The organism is Hydrogenophaga bisanensis (assembly GCF_042665135.1).
GTDB lineage: Bacteria > Pseudomonadota > Gammaproteobacteria > Burkholderiales > Burkholderiaceae_C > Hydrogenophaga > Hydrogenophaga bisanensis.
Genome location: NZ_JBHTBX010000011.1, coordinates 45,622 through 65,874, shown reverse-complemented (window position 1 = coordinate 65,874; position 20,253 = coordinate 45,622). Strand labels below are relative to the sequence as shown.

Below are 20,253 nucleotides of genomic sequence, written 5' to 3'. Positions count from 1 at the left end.
ATGAGCGACAAGAAACAAGTTTCCCTGCTGGTGCAAGGCTACGAAGTCGTCATCGGCTTCGAGACCCACGCCCAGCTGGCCACGCAGAGCAAGATCTTCAGCCGCGCGCCCACGGCCTTTGGCGCCGAGCCGAACACCCAGGCCTGCGCGGTGGACCTGGCCCTGCCAGGCACGCTGCCGGTGATGAACCGCGAGGCGGTGGCGCACGCCATTCGCCTGGGCCTCGCGCTGGGTTCGCACATCGCCGAGCAGAGCGTGTTCGCGCGCAAGAACTACTTCTACCCCGACCTGCCCAAGGGCTACCAGATCAGCCAGTTCGAGATCCCGGTGGTGCAGGGCGGCGAGGTGTCGTTCTACCTGGGCGACGAGAAGAAGACCGTGCGCCTGGTGCGCGCCCACCTCGAAGAGGACGCGGGCAAGAGCCTGCACGAGGACTTCATCGGCCAGTCGGGCATCGACCTCAACCGCGCCGGCACGCCGCTGCTGGAGATCGTGACCGAGCCCGACATCCGCTCCAGCGCCGAGGCCGTGGCCTACGCGAAAGAGCTGCACAAGATCGTGACCTGGATCGGCATCTGCGACGGCAACATGCAGGAAGGCTCGTTCCGCTGCGACGCCAACGTCTCGGTGCGCAAGCCGGGCGCGCCTCTGGGCACGCGCCGCGAGATCAAGAACCTGAACTCCTTCAAGTTCATGCAGCAGGCCATCGACTACGAGGTGCGCTGGCAGATCGAACAGATCGAGGACGGCCACGCCATCCAGCAGGCCACGGTGCTGTTCGACCCCGACACCGGCGAGACGCGCGCCATGCGCACGAAGGAAGACGCGGCCGACTACCGCTACTTCCCCGACCCCGATCTGCCGCCGCTGGTGATCGCGCGTTCGTGGGTCGATGAGGTGAAGGCCAGCATGCCAGAGCTGCCGCGCCAGATGGCCGAGCGCCTGGTGGCCGCCTACGGCCTGCCCGAGTACGACGCCACCACGCTGACACAGAGCCCGGCCATGGCCGCCTACTTCGAGACCGCCGCCAAGGCATCCGGTCAGGCCAAGATGGCGAGCAACTGGATCATGGGCGAGGTCTCGCGCCGGCTGAACCACGAAGAGAAGGACATCGCGCAGGTGCCCGTCAGCGCCGAGACGTTGGCCGCGCTGCTCAAGCGCATCGCCGACGGCACCATCTCCAACAACGCAGCCAAGCAGGTGATGGATGCGCTGTGGGCCGGTGAAGGCCAGGATGTCGACGCCATCATCGAAGCCAAGGGTCTCAAGCAGATGAACGATTCCGGCGCGCTGGAAAAGATCATCGACGAGGTGATGGCCGCCAACGCGCCCATGGTCGAGCAGTACCGTGCCGGCAAGGACAAGGCCTTCAACGCGCTGGTGGGCCTGGTCATGAAGGCCAGCAAGGGCAAGGCCAACCCGCAACAGGCCAACGAGCTGCTCAAGCAGAAGTTGCAGGGCTGAATGCCCGACGCCCGATGACGAAAGGCCCGCGATGCGGGCCTTTGTCCTGGCAGGCGGCGGTCAGGGCCGGGTCACCGCGGTGGCGGCATTGCCGCTGCCGCCGCTGACGCCATGTTCCGCCCAGAGCCGACGCAGGCGAGCCAGCTCTTCATCGAAACGCGCGTTGACGCGGGCTTTTTCCTCGACCTGCGCAAACAGGAAGCGCTGCTGCGTCTTCTGTTCGTGGTCGTTGTCCTCGAGCTTGCGGCGCAGCCACTCCGGCGCCTTCTTCGGGTCGTTCTGGTAGAACTCCAGCTCGGTGTCGATCTCGCGCCGCTGCTGGTTCAGGGCCTCTGCCCGCTTGTTGACCGCCGCAATCACCTCATCGATCTGGGTCAGGGCCTCGGCCCGCTCGCGGTCATGCGCTGCCTTGTTCGGGTAGCGCATGAACAAGGCCTTGTCGCGACGCTTTTCGTCGGCGATCCGGGCCTGTGCTTCGGCTTCCTTGCGCTTCTCGGCCTCGATGCGGGCCCGCTCATCGGCGGTGTAGCTGGGCGGAATGACCCGCTTGACCGTGCCGCTGCTGCCCAGCTCCCGCTGTTCACGGTCCAGACACTGGGTGATGGGTCGGTCGGATGTGATGCGGCGGCCGCTCGCGTCCGTGCAACTGTAGATTCCCGGCTTGACCTCCGTGCGCGAAGTCTGCGCGGGCACCTCGGCGACCTGCATGGCCAGCACCGCCATGGCACCCGCGCCGGCACGGGCGCCGGACAGAAGAACGGGGAAGCGGCTGGTCCTGGGCAAGATGGGGATTCCTCACTGAACGCCGTATCGCTGCCGGTAGGCCAGCACACGTTCGCGGTGGACGTCCAGATCCCCGCCGGCTTTTAAGTCCAGATACTGCATCAAATCAGCCAAACGTGCAATGGCGCATACTTTCAGGCCCAGTTCGCGCTGAACGTACTGCACGGCGCTGTGGTCCACATCCCTGAGCACGCCGTCGGCACCGGTCTCGGTGGCCTTCTCCTGCCGGTCCAGGGCAATCGCCACCGCATGGGGGGCGGCGCCCGCCGCCCGGATGAGCGCAATGGACTCGCGCGCCGCGGTGCCGGCACTCATGACATCGTCCACGATCAGCACGCGTCCCTTGAGCGGCGCACCCACCAGGGTGCCGCCCTCGCCGTGGTCCTTGGCTTCCTTGCGGTTGTAGGCGAAGGGCACGTTGCGCCCCTGGCGGGCCAGCTCGATGGCCACCGCCGCACCCAGGGGAATGCCCTTGTAGGCCGGCCCGAAGATCATGTCGAACTCGATGCCGCTGGCGATCAGGGCCTGTGCATAGAATTGCGCGAGCCTGCCCAGCTTCGCACCGTCGTCGAACAGACCGGCGTTGAAGAAGTAGGGGCTCATCCGGCCTGCCTTGGTCTTGAATTCGCCAAAGCGCAAGACACCGGCATCGACACAGAACTGCACGAAATCCTGCGCCAGCACACCACCTTCGGCCGGTGCGGCACCCTTTTCAGAGACCATGGGAATGTCCTTGTTCAAACTGACCAGCCTCAACCTCAACGGCATCCGCTCGGCCACCAGCAAAGGGCTGGAAACCTGGCTGGCCACGCATGCACCCGATTGTATTTGTGTGCAGGAAGTCAAGGCCCAGGCGCCCGACGTGAGCGGTCGCTTCGAGGAACTGGCCGGCCTGCGCGGGCACTTCCACTTTGCCGAGAAGAAGGGCTACTCAGGCGTGGCGGTCTACACCCGGCACGAGCCCAGCGAGGTGGTCACCGGCTTCGACGGTGGCGAGTTCGACAGCGAGGGGCGCTATGTCGAACTGCGCTTCGACACACCCGCACGCAAGCTCTCGGTCATCAGCGTGTACTTTCCCAGCGGCTCCTCAGGACCGGAACGGCAGGAGGCCAAGTACCGATTCCTGGACGCGATCTACCCGCACCTGATGGCCCTGAAGGCGCAGCGCGAGTTCGTCATCTGCAGCGACGTCAACATCGCGCACACCGAAAAGGACCTGAAGAACTGGAAGAGCAACCAGAAGAACAGCGGCTTCCTGCCCGAGGAGCGCGCCTGGATGACCCGGCTGCTGGGCGAAGGCGGTCTGGTGGATGTGTACCGGCAACTGCAGCCCGACGCGACCGATGCCTGCTACACATGGTGGAGCAACCGGGGTCAGGCCTACGCCAAGAACGTGGGCTGGCGTCTGGACTACCACCTGGCCACACCGGCTCTGGCGGCCACGGCGCGCACCGAATCCATCTACAAGGGCGAGAAGTTCAGCGACCACGCGCCCATCACCATCGAGTACGAACTCGGACTCTGATCCGGGGACGCCGAGACCCTGGATCCACACCACCGGTAAGCAGTGCTTCGGACAAGGGCCTGGCCGGGTGTGGCACTGGCTGATGGCGGGTGGCCGTCAGGGCCGATCGTCCGATCGGGTTGGTGAAGAGATTGGACGTCAGGCAGATCCATCTGTCCAATACAGAATGGTGACGCTACCATCTGGAAAACAGATGGAAGATCCAACCCCATGGAACTGCGACAACTGCGCTACTTCGTGGCGATTGCCGACAGCGGCAGCTTCACCAAGGCCGCCGAGCGGGTGTACGTGGCCCAATCAGCCTTGAGCCACCAGCTGGCGCAGCTGGAAGACGAGCTGGGCACCCCCCTGTTCGACCGCTCCCGCCGGGGCGTGGAGCTGACCGAGGCGGGTCAGCGCTTCTTTCCGCACGCGGTGTCCATCCTGCGTCAGGCCGAGGAAGCGCTGGCCAGCGCCCGCAGCACCGACGAGGAACCCGAGGGCAAGGTGGTGTTCGGCATCCCGCACAGCGCGTCGAACGCCCTGGCCCTGCCGCTGCTGCGTGAGGTCCGCCAGCGCCTGCCCAAGGTCACGCTGGAACTGACCGAGGAACTCACGGGCAACCTGACGCGCCAGTTGCGCACCGGTCAGATCCAGCTGGCGGTGCTGTTCGAGGATGGCCAGCTGGGCGGCTTTTCGGTGACCCGGGTGCTCAGCGAACAACTGCATCTGATCGAACCCGAGGACGCCAGCCCGACACCGGCCAAAGGCCGCCCCCCGGTACGCCCCCTCTCGCTGCGGCAGGCGCTGTCACGCCCGCTGATCCTGCCGGCCAGCCCGCATGGCGTGCGTCCCATCATCGAGGCGGCTGCGGCCATGGCCGGCTTGCCCCCGCCGCGCGTGGAGGCCGACATCAGCTCCATCAGCATCCTGCGCACCACCCTGCTGGCCGGCATGGGTCGCACGCTGTTGCCGGTCATGCCCCTGCTGCCCGAGATCCAGGCGGGCCTGCTGAGGGTGACACCGGTTACCCGGCTCGACCGCACACTGGCGGTGTGCAGTTCGGCCCAGATCCCCCGCTCACCGGCCTGTCAGGCGGTGGCGGAACTGGCGGTGGCACTGATGCAGCGCCTGAGCAGCAGCGGGGAGTGGTCAGGCTCCCGACCTCTGACGGCCGCGAAGGCACATGACTGAGGGACAATCGGCGCGAAGTCCCTGCCACCGCATTGCCCAATGAACGCCAGCACCGCCACCGCGCCCGGCCCCCTGCAGGGCCTGAAGATCGTCGAGATGGGCCAGCTCATTGCCGGCCCCTTTGCCGCCAAGACACTGGGTGATCTGGGCGCCGACGTCATCAAGATCGAACCTCCCGAAGGCGGGGATCCATTGCGCCAATGGCGGCTGATCAAGGACGGCACCTCGGTCTGGTGGCAGGTCCAGTCGCGCAACAAGCGCTCCATCGCCTTGGACCTGCGCCAGCCCGAAGGACAGGCCATTGCCCGCGAGCTGATCGCGCAGGCCGACGTGCTGGTCGAGAATTTCCGCCCCGGGACGCTGGAGGCGTGGGGCATGGACTATGCGTCACTGGCCAGCACCAACCCCGGCCTGATCCTGTTGCGCATCTCGGGCTATGGCCAGACCGGCCCTTACCGCGACAAACCAGGGTTCGGCGTGATTGGCGAGGCCATGGGCGGCCTGCGCCACCTGACGGGCGAGCCAGGCCGCGTGCCGGTGCGTTGCGGGGTGTCCATCGGCGATACGCTGGCCTCGCTGCATGGCGTCATCGGCATCCTCGCGGCGCTGCATCACCGACAGGCCACCGGCCGCGGACAGGTGGTCGATGTGGCCCTGCACGAGGCGGTGTTCAACGTGATGGAGAGCCTGCTTCCCGAATACAGCGCATTCGGCACGGTGCGCGAGCCCGCCGGCAGCGCCCTGCCCGGCATTGCGCCGTCCAATGCCTACCGCTGCCAGGATGGCCAGGTGCTGGTGGCCGGCAATGGTGACAGCATCTTCAAGCGCTTGATGGTGGCCATCGGGCGCCCCGATCTGGCCGAGCGGCCGGACCTGGCCAGCAACACCGGGCGGGTGGCATCGGTGGCGGAAATCGACGGCGCCATCGGCCACTGGACCGGCGAGCGGACCGTGAACGAGGTGCTGGCGGCCCTGGATGCGGCCCAGGTGCCGGTCGGCCGCATCTACACCGCCCGCGACATTGCCGAGGACCCCCACTACCGCGCCCGAGACATGATCCTGACCCAGCGCACGCGCGAGGGCTACGAGGTCGAGGTGCCGGGCATCGTACCCAAGCTCTCGGTCACACCCGGCGGCATTCGCAGCCCGGCACCGCGCCTGGGTGAGGATACCGACGCCGTTCTGCGTGAACTCGGCCACACCGACGAGCAGATCGCTGCCCTGCGCGCGCGCGGACTCATCCGCTGATTCGGCCAGCCACCTTTTCCCCATCCACCCTATGCTTCAGTACCGCACCATTCCCGTCACCGCCTTTGCCCAGAACTGTTCCATCGTGTGGTGTGACGAAACCATGGACGCCGCCGTGATCGACCCGGGCGGCGACATCGACCGCCTGATCGAGGCCGCACGCCTGCTGGGCGTGATCCTCAAGGCCATCTGGCTGACCCACGCCCACATCGACCACGCCGGTGGCACGGCCGCCCTGGCCGAGCGGCTGGCACTGCCCATCATCGGACCACACCCCGGCGACCAGTTCTGGATCGACGCCCTGCCCCAGCAGAGCCAGATGTTCGGCTTTCCGCCCGCCGGGCATTTCACGCCGACACGCTGGCTGGCCGACGGCGACACGGTGCAGATTGGCCATTGCACGCTGAACGTGCGGCACTGCCCGGGCCACACACCAGGGCACGTGGTGTTTCACAGCCCACAGGCGCAGCGCGCCTTCGTGGGCGACGTGTTGTTTGCCGGCAGCATCGGCCGCACCGACTTCCCGCAGGGCAACCACGCCCAGCTGATTGCCAGCATCCGCGAGCGCCTCTGGCCCATGGGGGATGAGACGGTGTTCATCCCCGGTCACGGACCGGAGAGCAGCTTTGGCGAGGAGCGGCGATTCAATCCTTTCGTGGGCGAAGGCCGCTGACAGGCCTCAACCCCGGCGCAGCGCGTCCTCGTACAGACCCTGCACCTTGGGCACGTTGGCTTCAAGCTCGCGAATACGGGTCGGGCCACTGGGGTGGGTGGAGAGGAACTCCAGCCCCCGGCCTTTCTGGGCCGCGGCCATCTTCTGCCACAGGCTGACGCTGGCCCGGGGCTTGAAGGCGCCGCGCGCGGCCAGCTCCAGGCCCACCAGATCGGCCTCGGACTCGTCTTCGCGGCTGAACTTGAGGGTCAACAGCTGCGAGCCCAGGTTGGCCGCGGCGTCACCCAGGTCACCCAGCCCCAGCAAGGCGGCCCCCAGGCGCAGTCCGACGTTGGTGGCGGTGCTTTTGGCCACGCGCTCACGGGCATGCTCGCGCAGCGCGTGGGCCATTTCGTGGCCCATGATCATGGCCACTTCGTCATCGTCCAGCCGCAGCTGGTCCAGGATGCCGGTGTAGAACGCAATCTTGCCTCCAGGCATGCAGAAGGCGTTGATCTGGTCACTCTGGATCAGGTTGACCTGCCACTTCCATTCGCGCGCACGTTCGTTCCAGGGCGCCGCGTGGGGGATCATGCGCTTGGCGATGGCGTGCAGGCGCTGCACCTGCGGGTGGGCAGCAGGCAGCAGTGCCTTCTGGCCGCTGGCCTCGCGCAGCATCTGCAGATACTGCTGGCTGGCGGCGCTCTCCAGTTGCTCGGCCGGCACCAGCTTGCGCAGCGATGAAGATTTGCCCACATCGACCTGGGCCAGCGCAGGTCCGGCCAGCGCCGTGGCCGCACCGGCCGCCGCTGCGCGCAGGAAACCGCGACGCGCCGACCATCGGTGATCGGACGCCTCCATCGCAACCGTTGAGGATTTGAGATCGCACAGAAAGCACATGCGTCAATAATAGGCAAAGCCGCGCCGGCCCGCTGAACTGTCCATCGATGACCGAGAACGCCATCACACGCCCCGATCCATCCGCCGCCGACGCCGCACCCCACCCCACCTGGGGCCAGACCTTGCGCGCCTACCTGGAGCCCGCCAGCCTGCGCATGTTTGCGCTGGGCTTCTCGGCGGGCCTGCCGCTGCTGCTGGTGCTGGGCACGCTGAGCTTCCGGCTGCGCGAGGCCGGGCTGGACCGCACCACCATCGGCTACCTGAGCTGGGTCGGGCTGGCCTACGGCTTCAAGTGGGTCTGGTCGCCCTTGGTCGACCGCCTGCCCATTCCGTGGCTGACCCGGGCACTGGGACGGCGACGCAGCTGGCTGCTGGTGTCACAGCTCATGGTGGCAGCCGGTCTGGTGGGGATGGCACTGTCCGATCCGCGCAGCGCGCTGGACACGGTGGTCTGGTGTGCCCTGGTCGTGGCCTTCGCCTCGGCGACCCAGGACATCGCGCTGGATGCCTTCCGGATCGAGTCAGCCGACACGCAGCACCAGGGTGTGCTGGCCGCCACCTACCAGACCGGCTACCGGCTGGCCATGATCTGGGCGGGCGCCGGGGTACTCTGGCTGGCCGCCCGTGCCGAGGTGCCGGCCGGCCTCACCGGCGCAGCCGCTTACCAGAACGGCGCCTGGATGACTGCGTACCTGGTCATGGCCGCGTCCATGCTGGTGGGCATGGTCACGGTGCTGGCTTCACGCGAACCGGTGCCGGCCCTGCTGCCACCCGCCCGCAACGCCACCGAATGGCTGCGCGGCGCCCTGGTCGAGCCGTTTGCCGATTTTCTGCGCCGCTACGGCTGGCACGCCGCGGTGATCCTGGCGCTGATCGGTGTCTACCGCATCAGCGATGTGGTGATGGGCATCATGGCCAACCCGTTCTATGTGGACATGGGTTACACCAAGGACGAGGTCGCCGCCGTCACCAAGGTCTACGGCGTGATCATGACCCTGGTCGGTGCCTTTCTGGGTGGTGCGTTGTCGCTGCGTCTGGGCGTGATGCGGGTGCTCATGCTCGGGGCCGTGCTGTCGGCCGCCACCAACCTGCTGTTTGCCTGGCTGGCGGGCCACGGACACGACGTGACGGCGCTGATCGCGGTGGTGTCGGCGGACAACCTGAGTGCCGGCATCGCGTCGGCCGCGTTCATCGCCTACCTGTCGGGCCTGACCAATGTGAGCTACTCGGCCACGCAATACGCCCTGTTCAGTTCGATGATGCTGCTGGCCCCCAAGTGGCTCGCCGGCTTCTCGGGCGCCTTCGTGGACGCCTACGACTACCCGACCTTCTTCACCGCCACCGCCGCGCTGGGTCTGCCGGTGCTGCTGCTGATCGCGCTGGCCGCGCGCTTCACGCCGGTGGCCGTGCGTCCAGCAGCGCCCTGAGTTCGCCCTTCTGCACCTTGCCCAAGGCCGTGCGCGGCAGCCGATCCAGCGCCACCCATCGGCGGGGCCACTTGTAGCGCGCCAGCCGCCCGTCCAGGAACGCCTGCACACGCTCGGCCCACGGCTGCGCCTGCGGCGCCTGCGGCTCGCGCAGCACCACGCAGGCGACCGCCACCTCGCCCCAGCGCGCATCCGGCTGACCGATCACGGCGCATTCCGCCACCTCGGGATGCTGCACCAGCAGGTTCTCGATCTCGGCCGGGTAGATGTTCTCGCCGCCGGAGATGATCATGTCCTTGGCCCGCCCGACCACGGTGTAACTGCCATCGGGTGCCTGCCGGGCCAGGTCGCCCGAGTGGAAGAACCCCTGGGTGTCCACCGCAGGTCGGTCGGGCCAGTAGCGCGCGACCACGTTGGGCCCACGCACGCACAATTCGCCGACCTCGCCCTGCGCGGCCTCGCCTCCGTCAACACCCAGCAGGCGCACCTGCACACCGGGTGCCGGCCAGCCGCAGGAACCGAGATGGCTGGCCGCAAACGCCGGCGGCAGCGCCACCGAAAACGGCCCGGTCTCGGTGCTGCCGTACACATTGCAGACCGGCACACCCCGGTCCAGAAAGGCCTGGAGCGGCGCCGGTGGCAGCACACTGGAGCCGGCCCAGACCGCCCGCAGGGACGACACATCGGTGGTGGACCAGGCGGGATTCGACACCAGCGCTTGCAAGGTGGCCGGCACCTGCAGGGTCAGCGTCGGGCGGTCCTGAGCGATGGATTGCAGGGTGGCACCCGGGTCGAAACGGGCCATGAGGAGCACCTGGGCACCGGCCGCCAGCGCCGGCAGCGTCTGGATGCACAACCCGCCCACATGAAACAGCGGCAGCACGGTCAGCACCACATCCTGCTCGGACAGGGCCTGCACCTGGCCCGCGATCGCCATGTTGGCCAGGAGGTTGGCCTGGGTATGCACCGCGGCCTTCGGGTGCCCGGTGGTGCCCGAGGTGTAGACCAGCAGCAGCGGCTGCGTGGCATCGTCGGGGTGCGCTGGCGCAGGCTCCGCTGAAACCCGCGCCAGCGCATCCACCGCACAGACCCGTTCGTGGGCCATGCTCCCGGGCCATGCGCCCAGCGCCCTGGCCTGCTCGCCCCAGGCCGCGTCATGCACCAGCAGCCGTGGCGAGCAATCGGCGAGCACCGCCGCCCACTCGGCCGGCGAGAGCCGGTGGTTGAGGGGGACAAACACCGCCCCCAGGCGGGCCAGGGCCCACAGCAGCACCAGCTGCCCCGGGTGATTGAACCCGAGCCAGGCCACCCGGTCGCCCTGACCGATGCCCTGCCCATGCAGACCGGCGGCCATGCGCTCCACCGCGGCGGCGAAACTGCCCACATCCAGCCGCTGCCAGGCACTGGCGGCGTCGGCCGGGTCGCGCCAGGCCAACAGCGTGCGCGACGGATCCCGGGTCTGCCATCGGGTCAGCAAGGCGTCAAACGATGGGGCGGGCCAGTCCGGTGCTTCGGCAGACCAGGGTAGGGATGTGGACATTCACACAACTTTACGCGAGGTGCAAGGGCGGGTAACAGGGTCCGGGCATCATGGAAAACGCCGATATCTCCCCGCTACACTGCCTGCCATGACTTCCCGACTGCTGATGATCGAGGACGACGCCCGCCTGGCCCAGATGGTCAGCGCCTACCTGGGCCAGTCCGGCTACGAGGTGACCCACGCCGGCGACGGCGAGAGCGGCCTGGAGCAGCTGCCCCTGCTGCAACCCGAGCTCGTCATCCTGGACCTGATGATGCCCGGCATCGACGGCCTGGAGGTGTGCCGGCGCATCCGGGCCCTGCCCAACGGCCTGTCCCGCGTGCCCGTCCTCATGCTCACCGCCAAGGGCGACCCGATGGACCGCATCATTGGGCTGGAACTCGGTGCCGACGACTACCTGCCCAAGCCCTTCGAGCCGCGCGAACTGCTCGCCCGCATCCGCGCTGTCCTGCGCCGGCGGGGAGAGGCTGGCGCCTCGCCCGAGCGGACCACCCCGGTGCTGCGTTTCGGCTCCCTGGAAATTGACCGCGACGCCCGCATGGTGCAGGTGCGCGGCCAGGCCTGTGACCTGACGTCCTACCAGTTCGACCTGCTGGTGGCCATGGCCGAGCGGGCGGGCCGGGTACTCACGCGCGACCAGATCATGGAGGCGGTGCGCGGCCGCGAGCTGGAGGCCTTTGACCGCTCCATCGATGTGCACATCGGCCGCATCCGCAATGCCATCGAAGATGACAGCAAGGAGCCCAAGCGCATCCTGACCGTGCGCGGCGTCGGCTACGTGTTTGCGAAGCAGCAGGAATGAAGAGCCTGCTCGGACAGAAGCTGTACCTGCGCATCTGGCTGGCCGTGGTGGCCGCCGTGGCCGTGCTCACCCTGGTGGTGGGCTGGCTCTGGCAGGTCGCGATGGACATGGAGCGCGAGCAGAACACCAACCGCGCCGCCCGCACCCTCATCATCCGCGACAGCGATGGCGACATCCTGGCGCAAGCCCCCGCGCAGGCGGTGCGCGTGCCGGGCGCTGGCCTGGAGTTCCAGGTCGAGATGAAGGACGGCCAGACCCTGTACATCCAGCTGCCCCGCCCCAACCGGCCGCCCAACAGCCCACTGTCGTCCTCGCGCACACGCGACTGGGTGCAGTCGCCCCCGGGTTTTGCGTGGATGCTCGGTCTGGTGGCCCTGGCGGTGGCGCTGGGCGCCTATCCGATCGTCCGGCGCCTGACCAAGCGGCTGGAAGGCCTTCAGCGCGGCGTCGAGCGCTGGGGCAACGGCGACCTCAGCACCCGCCTGCCCGTCCAGGGACACGATGAAGTCGCCTTTCTGGCCGAGCGATTCAATGCCGCCGCCGAACGCGTGCAGAGCCTGCTGCTGTCCCACAAGGCGTTGCTGGCCAACGCGTCGCACGAACTGCGCTCCCCGCTGGCGCGCATCCGCATGGGACTCGAACTCATGGGGCAGGACCCGGGCAGCGTCGCCCAGCGCGCCGAGATGGCCCGCAGCATCGAAGAACTGGACCAGCTGATCGACGAGATCCTGCTGGCCAGCCGCCTGGACGCCCGCGCCGACGACCCGGCCGCCCTGGGACCGAGGGAAGAGGTGGACCTGATCGGTCTGGCCGCCGAAGAGTGCTCACGCACCGGCGCCGAACTGCAGGTCGATGACGGCAGCGCGCCCCTGCTGGTCCAGGGCCACGCCCGCCTGCTGCGCCGGCTGCTGCGCAACCTGCTGGAAAACGCCCGCCGGCATGGACGGGACCCGGCCACGGGCCTGCCCGCACCGGTCACCCTGCGACTGGGCCGCACGCGCACCGAGCGCGGCCCCCTGATCCGTCTGGCGGTGGAGGACCAGGGACCGGGCGTGCCGGCCAGCCACCGCGAGCGGATTTTCGAGCCGTTCTTCCGCCTGCCGGGCGCCAGTGAGCGCGAAGGCGGGGTCGGTCTGGGGCTGTCGCTGGTCCGGACCATCGCCCAACGGCATGCCGGTACCGTGCGCTGCGAGGAACGCCAGGGCGGCGGCGCGCGATTTGTGGTGGAACTGCAAGGCTGACCGCAATCCATGCCTCATTTTGGGGATGATTTCACCCCAAAACCGCCCGTTTCCCGGGTAAGTACCGTGAACAGGGGATATCCGCACGCCGTGGCGCACCGCACAATGCATTCAGTTGCTGTCACAGACGCCAAGAACATCACCCGCACATTCCAAAGAACCAGCCGCGGGTCATACCAGTCTCCCAACGACGTCCTTCCAAGGACTTTCCAAAGCCACCGCAAGGTGGCTTTCTTTTTGCTCCGTCGTTCGGCGCCTTGGCGGGATCAGGCGAAAAAAAACCGACCACGAAGGTCGGTTGGTAGAAGTTGATGCATCTCTCGGGGACGCTGTTTGACGCTTGTTCTGCTTTTGGACGGGCTTGTCTCCTCGGTCCCCCGCGGTCACGGTGATCACTCACCGTTGCGAGTGAAGGCACTGTAAGTGCACGCACCGTCAGCGTGCATCCGGACATACCCTCAGACGGGCATCACCATGGCACGGGAAATGCTGCGCATCGGCAGTCTCCGACAAAAGGATCCCAACATGAGTTCTGGCGAAATCCTGGCGGCCGCCGCCCACCTGCATGTGCTGCTGCGTCGAAAAACCGGTCGGGTCACCGACACCGAATGGATGGCCGGCAACCGCGAATACGCCCGCGCCATGATCGCGTTTGCCCGGGACAGCGCCACCCAGGACGGACATACGGATCTGCTGCCGCTGGCCGAGCGACTCGAGACACTGATGGCCCTGGCGGTGCCTACAGCCACATCCGCGCGTGAGACCAAGGCACCTCGTTCCGGCAACGATTCGAGCTTTGAACCCGCCGAACCGGCCACGAGCGGCCAGCCCGCACCGGATGCCCTGAGCAGCCGCTACATCGGCCGCCTGCGCTGACGCGGCTCAGGCACCCGAGAGGATCGCCCGGGCCGCCTTCTCGGCGATCATGAGTGTCGGGCTGTTGGTGTTGCCGCTGGTGATCGTGGGCATCACGCCCGCATCGACCACCCGCAGACCGGCCACCCCGCGCACGCGCAGGTGGCTGTCGACCACGGCCATCGGGTCGTCCGCGCGGCCCATCTTCGTGGTACCCACCGGGTGGAAGATGGTGCTGGCAATGTCACCGGCGAGGCGGGCAAGTTCCTCGTCGCTCTGGTATTGCGGACCAGGCTTGAACTCCTCGGGGTGGTATTGGGCCATCGCCGGTTGCGACACGATGCGCCGTGTGACCCGCAGGCTGTCGGCGGCCACCCGGCGGTCGTCGTCGGTGGCGAGGTAGTTGGGCGCAATGGCCGGTGCATCCTCAGTGCGCGGACTGCGGATGCGCACATGGCCGCGGCTGCTGGGATTGAGGTTGCATACGCTGGCGGTGAAGGCCGGGAAGCGGTGCAAAGGCTCACCGAAAGCGTCCAGGCTCAGGGGTTGAACGTGGTACTCGATGTTGGCATGCGGCTGCGACGGATCGCTGCGCGTGAAAGCCCCCAGCTGGCTGGGCGACATGCTCATGGGGCCGCTGCGCGTGAGCGCGTACTGCAGGCCGATGCGCGCCTTGCCCCAGAGCGAGTTGGCCAGGGTGTTGAGGGTGGTGGCGCCCTGCACCTTGTAGACCGATCGGATTTGCAGGTGGTCCTGCAGGTTCTCGCCCACCCCCGGCAGCTCATGCTCGACGGCCACGCCGGCCGCCTGAAGCACCGGCGCCGGTCCGATGCCCGAGAGCTGCAGAATCTGCACCGAGCCGATGCTACCGGCGCTGAGCACCACCTCCCGAGCCGCACGCACACTGAGCGATTCCCGCCCGCGGCGCAACACGGCGCCAGTGCAACTCAGCGCGCCCGAAGCGTCCCGCTCCAGACAAAGGCGCTCGACCTGGGTCTGCGTCCAGATGCTCAGGTTGGCGCGGTGCTGCACCGGGCGCAGAAAGGCCTTGCTGGCGTTCCAGCGCCAGCCCGCTTTCTGGTTGACCTCGAAATAGCCCACGCCCTCGTTGTCGCCAGCGTTGAAGTCGGTGGTGGCAGGAATACCGGCCTGCCGCGCCGCCAGCGCAAACGCATCGAGCACGTCCCAGCGCAGGCGCTGCTTCTCCACGCGCCATTCGCCACGCCCTCCGGTACTGCGGTGGCCGTGCAGCGCCGCGAAGGCCGCATCGCCCTGGCCCTGGTCGTAGGCATCGAGCCGCCAGTGGTCTTCGTGCGCCCGGAAATCGGGCAGGCAGTTGGCCCAGCGCCAGCGGCTGTCGCCGGTCAGTTCGGCCCAGCGGTCGTAGTCGCGGGCCTGGCCGCGCATGTAGATCATGCCATTGATGCTCGAACACCCGCCCAAGGTCTTGCCACGCGGATAGCGCAGCTTCCGACCATTGAGCCCCGGGTCGGCTTCGGTCTGGTAGAGCCAGTCGGTGCGCGGGTTGCCGATGCAGTACAGGTAGCCCACGGGGATGTGGATCCAGTGGTAGTCGTCCTTGCGGCCGGCCTCGATCAGCAGCACGCGGTGCCGGGGGTTGGCGCTCAGCCGGTTGGCCAGCAGGCAGCCGGCCGTGCCGGCGCCGATGACGATGTAGTCAAAACTCAGTTCGCTCATGCGGGGGTCTCCTGGCGCTGTCGTTATTAGTGAAGTTCATGGATTTGAGAGCACCTGGCCGCAGTGTGCCTGCTGCCATCCTTGATTTCCAATGAAATCGCTTAAGACTCATTATTTGTCTTGCTTATGATGGTGAGATGATCCGGCATCCCCTGCCCCCCATCGACCCGCAGACCCTGCGCGCCTTCGTGACCGTGGCGCGCGAGGGCAATGTCTCCCGGGCGGCGCAGCGCCTGCACCTGAGCCAGCCGGCGGTCAGCCTGCAGCTCAAGAGCCTGGCAGGCGCCACCGGCCTGCAGCTGTTCGAGCGCACGGCCCAGGGCATGACCCTCACCCGCGACGGCGCCGCCCTGCTGCCGCTGGCCGACAAGGCCCTGGCGGCCCTGTCCGATGTCGGTCTGGCCGCCGCCCACCTGCAGCGCACCGTGCGCGGCACCCTGCGCATCGGCACCATCCTGGACCCCGAATTCACCCGCCTGGGCGCCTTCCTGCGCCAGCTGGTCGAGTCGGCACCGCAGGTGGACACCGAGCTGAGCCAGGGCATGAGCGGCGACGTGCTCACGCGGCTGGAACGCGGCGAACTGGACGTGGGCTTCTGGCTGGACCTGCCACACGCTCCCCTGGGCGAGCCCTGGCGGGTGCGGCCGCTGACGCACTTTGCCTACCGGGTGCTGGCGCCCGCCGGCTGGGGGCCGCAGGTGCGGGACAAGGACTGGAAAGGTCTGGCCGCCTTGCCCTGGCTGGCCACACCACCGGCCAGTGCCCATCACCGCCTGCAGCGCCAGGTCTTCGGCCCGGGATCGCTCACCGGCGTCGAGCCCCGGCGCGTCGCGCTGGTCGATCAGGAGGCTTCCATGCTGGACCTGGTGCACAGCGGCGTGGGCCTGTCGCTGGTGCGGGACGCGATCGCCATCCGCGAAGCCCAGGCCCGGGGCCTGGTGATTGCCGAGCGTGTGTCGCTGGAATGCCAGCTGGCGTTCGTGTGCCTGCAGTCCCGGGCAGCCGAGCCGGTGATCGGCAGCGCCTGGTCGGCGCTGGAGGCGGTCTGGGGATGAGGCGCCGTCAGAAGCCCTGCGGCACCTCGAGCGGGAAGTCGTAGTCGTCTTCCAGCGCCCGCCCGGCCATGGCGCCGAGCATCTGCCCCAGGAAGACCTCGCCCACCCACTGGCGCACACCCTCGGGCAAGGGGTGCACCGTGGAGATCAGGGTCAGGCTGCTGAAGCTGCCGATGCCGGGCTCCACCGACAGGGTCTCCGGGACCAGCGGCCCGGGCATGCTGCCTTCGGGCACCGCCGCGACCTCCATGTGCCAGGCCTGCAGGAAGCGCTCGAAGTACCCCACCGATCCCTTGCGCCAGGCCTCGGCCACGTACACATGCCAGGCGGCCGGCTCTTCGACGATGAAGCCCCAGTCGAACTCGTACACCTGCCCGGGCGGTTCCTCGTACACGCCGATCCCGCGCACATCCGGGCGGGAGAGGTACTCGGCCAGCAGCGGACCAGGCCCCGTGACCGCCCCATCGATGAAGCGCTGCACGTCGCCGATACTGACCGAGAACCGCGGCGACGGGTCCATCAGGGACCGCTTGGCCCGGTTGAGCAGGCGCGACGTGGCGTCCGAGCTTTTCTGGGCCTGGATGCACCAGTCCATGAAGGTCTTGCGGCCCTCCGGGGTGGACACCTGCTGGAGCGTGTTCTCGAACGCAGCGTCGTCACGCAGGTGCCCGTCCTCGCGCAGGCGCAGCACGATGTCGACGATGGAGTTGCGGGTGATGTGCTCGATGGTGTAGGCCATCTCGCCCCCCTCGAACTCCTGCATGGCTTGCTGCATCCAGGCCATGGTCTCCCCCTCTGTCAGCCCCTGGGGCGGACGCGGAAGGTCGTTGAAGAGTGCACGCAACACGCGCACCGTGTCGAGATCGCTGGCCATGAAGCGGACGTGGGATGACGGATGGGGTCGAGGCTGGATGCGGCAGGGGCGGGAGCCTGACCGGGATCCCCCAAGCATAGACCGAAACGGGTCACGGCGGGCATGACCTGTGTCACGGCCCGGCTACAGATGGGACGGCTTCTGCCGAAATCAGACGGAATAGCCGTTGTGACAAGAAAGAAAAGCCATGCCTACGCCCATCGCCTCCGCCGGTTCCGGGGCCGCCATCGGTCTGAGCGGCATGCGCGCGGCCCAGACGCGGCTGGACAGCAGTGCGCACAACGTGGCCAATGTGCTGACACCGGGCTTTTGGCGTCAGCAAGTCGCCCAGAGCGAACGTGCGGCGGGCGGCGGTGTGGATGCGCAGGTACAACAGGCCGGACAGCCGGGTGGCCCCGACGGCTTTGCCGATCTGGCGGGCGATCTGGTGGAACAGCGCATCAGCCTCTACAGCTTTGCCGCCAACCTGCGCACGGTGCAGACCCAGGACGACATGCTGGGCACCTTGCTGGATACCAAGGCCTGAGCTGAACACCCACCCGGCCTGTGCAAGCGCGCCAGGTATGGCCCGTTGCACCGATACTGGGGCCATGACCAGCCCACCGCTCCAGACCGCCCCCATCCGCCAACCCACGGTGGATCCGTTGTTCCTGGCCACCCCGGGGGTGAGCACCTACGATGGCCAACGACCACTGAGCAACGCCAGCGCCTTTTTCTTCCAGCGCGACCAGCGCCTGTTTCTCGTCACCAGTCGCCATGTGCTGCACGACCCGGAGAGCGGCCACCACCCCGACCGGATCCAGATCAGTCTGCATCTGGATCCTCAGGATCTCACGCGGTGCGTGGCCTACTCCATATGGCTCTATGCGCAGGGCTCTGCGGTCTGGCGCCAGGGCAGCGACAGCGGCGGCGACATCGACGTGGCGGTGGTGGAGGTGGATCGCGATGCGCTTCCGAAAGGAGCCATCATCCGTGCCTTCACGCCCGATCACCTGGTCAGGGACTTCGACGCGGTCGCCACCGACGCCACCCTGTGCATCGCGGGATTTCCGCTGGGCTTTGGCGACACCTTGCACCAGTTGCCGGTGCTGCGCCACGCGGCCATTGCATCGCCTTTCGGCATACGCTTCCAGGGTCGCGGCTTCTTCCTGACCGATGCCCGGACCCACCGGGGCACCAGCGGCGCTGCTGTCGTGATGCGCGAGGCAGCACCCGCACCCGCCACTCGGGACCTGCCCTGGCGACTGCTGGGCGTCCACTCGGCCCGTATGGACATGGGCAACCGTGACAGCCTGCTGGATGAGTCGCTGGGTTTGAACTGCGCCTGGTACGCCGACATCCTGCTGACACTGACCGCATAGCAGTCCCTCTGGTGCCTGCTCTCAACCGGGGATCCGCAGGACGTGCCGCAGCAGCAAGGCCGCCAGCACCCACATGGTCAGACCGATCAGCGCATCCAGCACCTGCCAGGCACGCGGGCGGGCAAACCAGGGCGCCAGCCAGCGGGCACCAAAGCCCAGCGACGTGAACCAGCCGAGGCTGGCCGCGCTCGCACCGGCGATGAACCAGGGCTGCATGCCCGCAGGCTGCTGCGCGCCAATGCTACCGACCAGCAGCACTGTGTCCAGGTAAACGTGTGGATTGAGCAGTGTGAAGGCCGCCGCCTGCGCCAACGCAGCGCCGCGGGTCAGCCCCGCGCCGTCTTCGGAAGCGGTGAGCCGGCTGGCGTGCCGCGCGCGCTGCAAGGCACGCCAGCCGTACAGCGTCAGAAAAACCGCGCCCGCCAGTGCCAGGGCCCGGGCCAGCCCGGGACTCTCGCCCAGCGCACGCGCCATGCCCATCACCCCCGCGGTAATCAGCAGTGCATCGGCCAGGGCGCAGAACAGGACGATGCTGCCCACATGCTCTCGCCGCAGCCCCTGGCGCAGCACGAACGCGTTCTGGGCGCCAATGGCCACGATCAGGCCCAAGCTGAGCACCAGCCCCTGAATGAACACGGGCATGGCCAAGGAAAAGTCGACAGGTGCAACAGACATGCGCCGAGCTTGCCAGCCTGATTCAATGAAGACAAACTATCTTTTCTTTTGATGATTAAGCGATACTAAATTCATGCTGGACTACGACGCCCTCGCGGCCCTGGCCGCCGTGATCCGTGAAGGCAGCTTCGATCGCGCGGCCCGGGCGCTACACGTCACGCCCTCGGCGGTGTCCCAACGGGTGCGCCTGCTGGAGGAGCGCATGGGCTGTGCACTGGTCATCCGGGGCCAACCCTGTCGGCCCACCGACACCGGGCGGCGCCTGTGCCAGCACGTGGACCATGTGCGCCTGATGGAGCAGGAACTGCAGCAGGCCATGCCCGCACTGGCGGCCGAAGGCGAAGCCCGTGTGACCTTGGCGGTGGCGGTCAATGCCGACAGCCTGGCCACCTGGCTGGCCCCGGCGCTGGCCACGTTCGCAGCCAGGGCGCCGGTGCTGATGGAGGTGTCGGTCGATGACCAGGACCACACGGCGCAATGGCTGCGCAGCGGCACGGTGGTGGCCGCCGTCACCGGCACGGCGCGTCCGGCCACCGGCTGCAACAGTCTGGCCCTGGGCGCCATGCGCTACGTGGCGGCCGCCAGCCCCGCGTTCATGGCCCGCCACTTTGCCGAGGGGGTCGGCGCCGCCAGCCTGGCCTTGGCACCCAGCCTGCTGTTCAACACCAAGGACGAGCTCCAGGACCGCTGGGTGCGGCGCCTGTGCCACCGGCATGTGGAGCTGCCGCGGCACACCCTGCCCTCGTCCCAGGCCTTCGTCACCGCCACGCTGGCCGGCATGGGCTGGGGCATGCTGCCGCTGGCACTGGCCCTGCCGCACCTGCAGGATGGCGGTCTCGTCGAACTGGTGCCGGACACACCGCTGGACGTGCCCCTGTACTGGCAGCAGGCGCGCGCCGCATCACACCTTCTGGAAGGCCTCACACGAGAGGTGGTGGCGGCTGCCCGGCAGGCACTCCTGCCGCCGGGCAAGGACTGAG

General features: G+C 67.9%; 20 protein-coding genes. 13 read left to right on the top strand and 7 right to left on the bottom strand.

Going from position 1 to position 20,253, the window contains the following annotated elements:
• Positions 1-1,464, top strand: coding sequence for an Asp-tRNA(Asn)/Glu-tRNA(Gln) amidotransferase subunit GatB (gene gatB, locus ACFQNJ_RS15360; protein WP_382259160.1), 1,464 nt, complete (start codon positions 1-3; stop codon positions 1,462-1,464).
• 60 nt (positions 1,465-1,524) lie between these two features.
• Here gatB and ACFQNJ_RS15355 read toward each other — a convergent pair whose 3' ends face one another.
• On the bottom strand, positions 1,525-2,247 hold the full coding sequence (locus ACFQNJ_RS15355; protein ID WP_374639432.1) for a DUF4124 domain-containing protein: 723 nt from the start codon (positions 2,245-2,247) through the stop codon (positions 1,525-1,527).
• A 12-nt stretch (positions 2,248-2,259) separates the two neighbouring features.
• The gene (pyrE, locus tag ACFQNJ_RS15350) at positions 2,260-2,970 is read right to left on the bottom strand and encodes an orotate phosphoribosyltransferase (RefSeq protein ID WP_382259158.1); all 711 of its coding nucleotides are present in this window, start codon (positions 2,968-2,970) and stop codon (positions 2,260-2,262) included.
• Between pyrE and ACFQNJ_RS15345 the strand changes: the two genes are divergently transcribed.
• From ACFQNJ_RS15345 to ACFQNJ_RS15330, 4 genes are all read left to right on the top strand, one after another.
• Positions 2,969-3,772, top strand: coding sequence for an exodeoxyribonuclease III (locus tag ACFQNJ_RS15345; protein ID WP_382259156.1), 804 nt, complete (start codon positions 2,969-2,971; stop codon positions 3,770-3,772). The two genes, pyrE and ACFQNJ_RS15345, sit on opposite strands and share 2 nt — an antisense overlap.
• A gap of 210 nt (positions 3,773-3,982) precedes the next feature.
• Positions 3,983-4,945, top strand: a complete 963-nt coding sequence (locus ACFQNJ_RS15340) for a LysR family transcriptional regulator (RefSeq protein ID WP_382259154.1) — start codon at positions 3,983-3,985, stop codon at positions 4,943-4,945.
• A 39-nt stretch (positions 4,946-4,984) separates the two neighbouring features.
• A complete protein-coding gene (locus tag ACFQNJ_RS15335) occupies positions 4,985-6,193 on the top strand; it encodes a CaiB/BaiF CoA transferase family protein (protein WP_382259152.1) in 1,209 nt (402 codons plus the stop codon).
• A 31-nt stretch (positions 6,194-6,224) separates the two neighbouring features.
• Entirely contained in the window at positions 6,225-6,866 is a 642-nt protein-coding gene (locus tag ACFQNJ_RS15330; protein ID WP_382259150.1) for an MBL fold metallo-hydrolase, read from the top strand.
• Between the two features lie 6 nt (positions 6,867-6,872).
• Here the strand turns inward: ACFQNJ_RS15330 and ACFQNJ_RS15325 are convergent, their stop codons facing one another.
• Positions 6,873-7,745 (bottom strand): M48 family metallopeptidase, encoded by an 873-nt coding sequence (locus tag ACFQNJ_RS15325; RefSeq protein ID WP_382259148.1) that lies wholly within the window; start codon positions 7,743-7,745, stop codon positions 6,873-6,875.
• A gap of 47 nt (positions 7,746-7,792) precedes the next feature.
• On the opposite strand from ACFQNJ_RS15325, the gene ACFQNJ_RS15320 reads away from it, so the two are divergent.
• Positions 7,793-9,172, top strand: coding sequence for an AmpG family muropeptide MFS transporter (locus tag ACFQNJ_RS15320; protein ID WP_382259145.1), 1,380 nt, complete (start codon positions 7,793-7,795; stop codon positions 9,170-9,172).
• Here ACFQNJ_RS15320 and ACFQNJ_RS15315 read toward each other — a convergent pair.
• Positions 9,138-10,712 carry a class I adenylate-forming enzyme family protein gene (locus ACFQNJ_RS15315; protein WP_382259143.1) on the bottom strand — a complete coding sequence of 525 codons (1,575 nt, stop codon included), beginning with the start codon at positions 10,710-10,712 and terminating at the stop codon, positions 9,138-9,140. The genes ACFQNJ_RS15320 and ACFQNJ_RS15315 overlap by 35 nt on opposite strands.
• A gap of 88 nt (positions 10,713-10,800) precedes the next feature.
• Here ACFQNJ_RS15315 and ACFQNJ_RS15310 point away from each other — a divergent pair, with 88 nt between their 5' ends.
• The 3 genes from ACFQNJ_RS15310 to ACFQNJ_RS15300 all read left to right on the top strand — a co-directional run bounded on the left by ACFQNJ_RS15310 (position 10,801) and on the right by ACFQNJ_RS15300 (position 13,631).
• A complete protein-coding gene (locus ACFQNJ_RS15310) occupies positions 10,801-11,514 on the top strand; it encodes a response regulator (RefSeq protein WP_374639422.1) in 714 nt (237 codons plus the stop codon).
• A complete protein-coding gene (locus ACFQNJ_RS15305) occupies positions 11,511-12,755 on the top strand; it encodes a sensor histidine kinase (protein ID WP_374639421.1) in 1,245 nt (414 codons plus the stop codon). Before ACFQNJ_RS15310 ends, ACFQNJ_RS15305 begins: the two co-directional genes overlap by 4 nt.
• Before the next feature lie 525 nt (positions 12,756-13,280).
• The gene (locus ACFQNJ_RS15300) at positions 13,281-13,631 is read left to right on the top strand and encodes a hypothetical protein (protein ID WP_374639420.1); all 351 of its coding nucleotides are present in this window, start codon (positions 13,281-13,283) and stop codon (positions 13,629-13,631) included.
• A 6-nt stretch (positions 13,632-13,637) separates the two neighbouring features.
• Here the strand turns inward: ACFQNJ_RS15300 and ACFQNJ_RS15295 are convergent, their stop codons facing one another.
• Positions 13,638-15,308: a GMC family oxidoreductase gene (locus ACFQNJ_RS15295; RefSeq protein WP_382259140.1), complete on the bottom strand. Its 1,671-nt coding sequence runs from the start codon at positions 15,306-15,308 to the stop codon at positions 13,638-13,640.
• A gap of 137 nt (positions 15,309-15,445) precedes the next feature.
• Between ACFQNJ_RS15295 and ACFQNJ_RS15290 the strand changes: the two genes are divergently transcribed.
• Positions 15,446-16,363, top strand: coding sequence for a LysR family transcriptional regulator (locus tag ACFQNJ_RS15290; RefSeq protein WP_382259138.1), 918 nt, complete (start codon positions 15,446-15,448; stop codon positions 16,361-16,363).
• A 7-nt stretch (positions 16,364-16,370) separates the two neighbouring features.
• Here ACFQNJ_RS15290 and ACFQNJ_RS15285 read toward each other — a convergent pair whose 3' ends face one another.
• Positions 16,371-17,237 (bottom strand): hypothetical protein, encoded by an 867-nt coding sequence (locus ACFQNJ_RS15285; protein ID WP_382259136.1) that lies wholly within the window; start codon positions 17,235-17,237, stop codon positions 16,371-16,373.
• 187 nt (positions 17,238-17,424) lie between these two features.
• Between ACFQNJ_RS15285 and ACFQNJ_RS15280 the strand changes: the two genes are divergently transcribed.
• Positions 17,425-17,763, top strand: a complete 339-nt coding sequence (locus ACFQNJ_RS15280; RefSeq protein ID WP_382259134.1) for a flagellar basal body rod protein FlgC — start codon at positions 17,425-17,427, stop codon at positions 17,761-17,763.
• 64 nt (positions 17,764-17,827) lie between these two features.
• Positions 17,828-18,598, top strand: coding sequence for a trypsin-like peptidase domain-containing protein (locus ACFQNJ_RS15275; protein WP_382259133.1), 771 nt, complete (start codon positions 17,828-17,830; stop codon positions 18,596-18,598).
• A gap of 21 nt (positions 18,599-18,619) precedes the next feature.
• On the opposite strand, the gene ACFQNJ_RS15270 is transcribed toward ACFQNJ_RS15275, so the two are convergent.
• Positions 18,620-19,273 carry a LysE/ArgO family amino acid transporter gene (locus ACFQNJ_RS15270; RefSeq protein ID WP_374639413.1) on the bottom strand — a complete coding sequence of 218 codons (654 nt, stop codon included), beginning with the start codon at positions 19,271-19,273 and terminating at the stop codon, positions 18,620-18,622.
• Positions 19,274-19,346: 73 nt separating this feature from the next.
• Between ACFQNJ_RS15270 and ACFQNJ_RS15265 the strand changes: the two genes are divergently transcribed.
• Positions 19,347-20,252, top strand: a complete 906-nt coding sequence (locus tag ACFQNJ_RS15265; RefSeq protein WP_382259131.1) for a LysR family transcriptional regulator ArgP — start codon at positions 19,347-19,349, stop codon at positions 20,250-20,252.
• The last annotated feature ends 1 nt before the right edge of the window (position 20,253 follow it).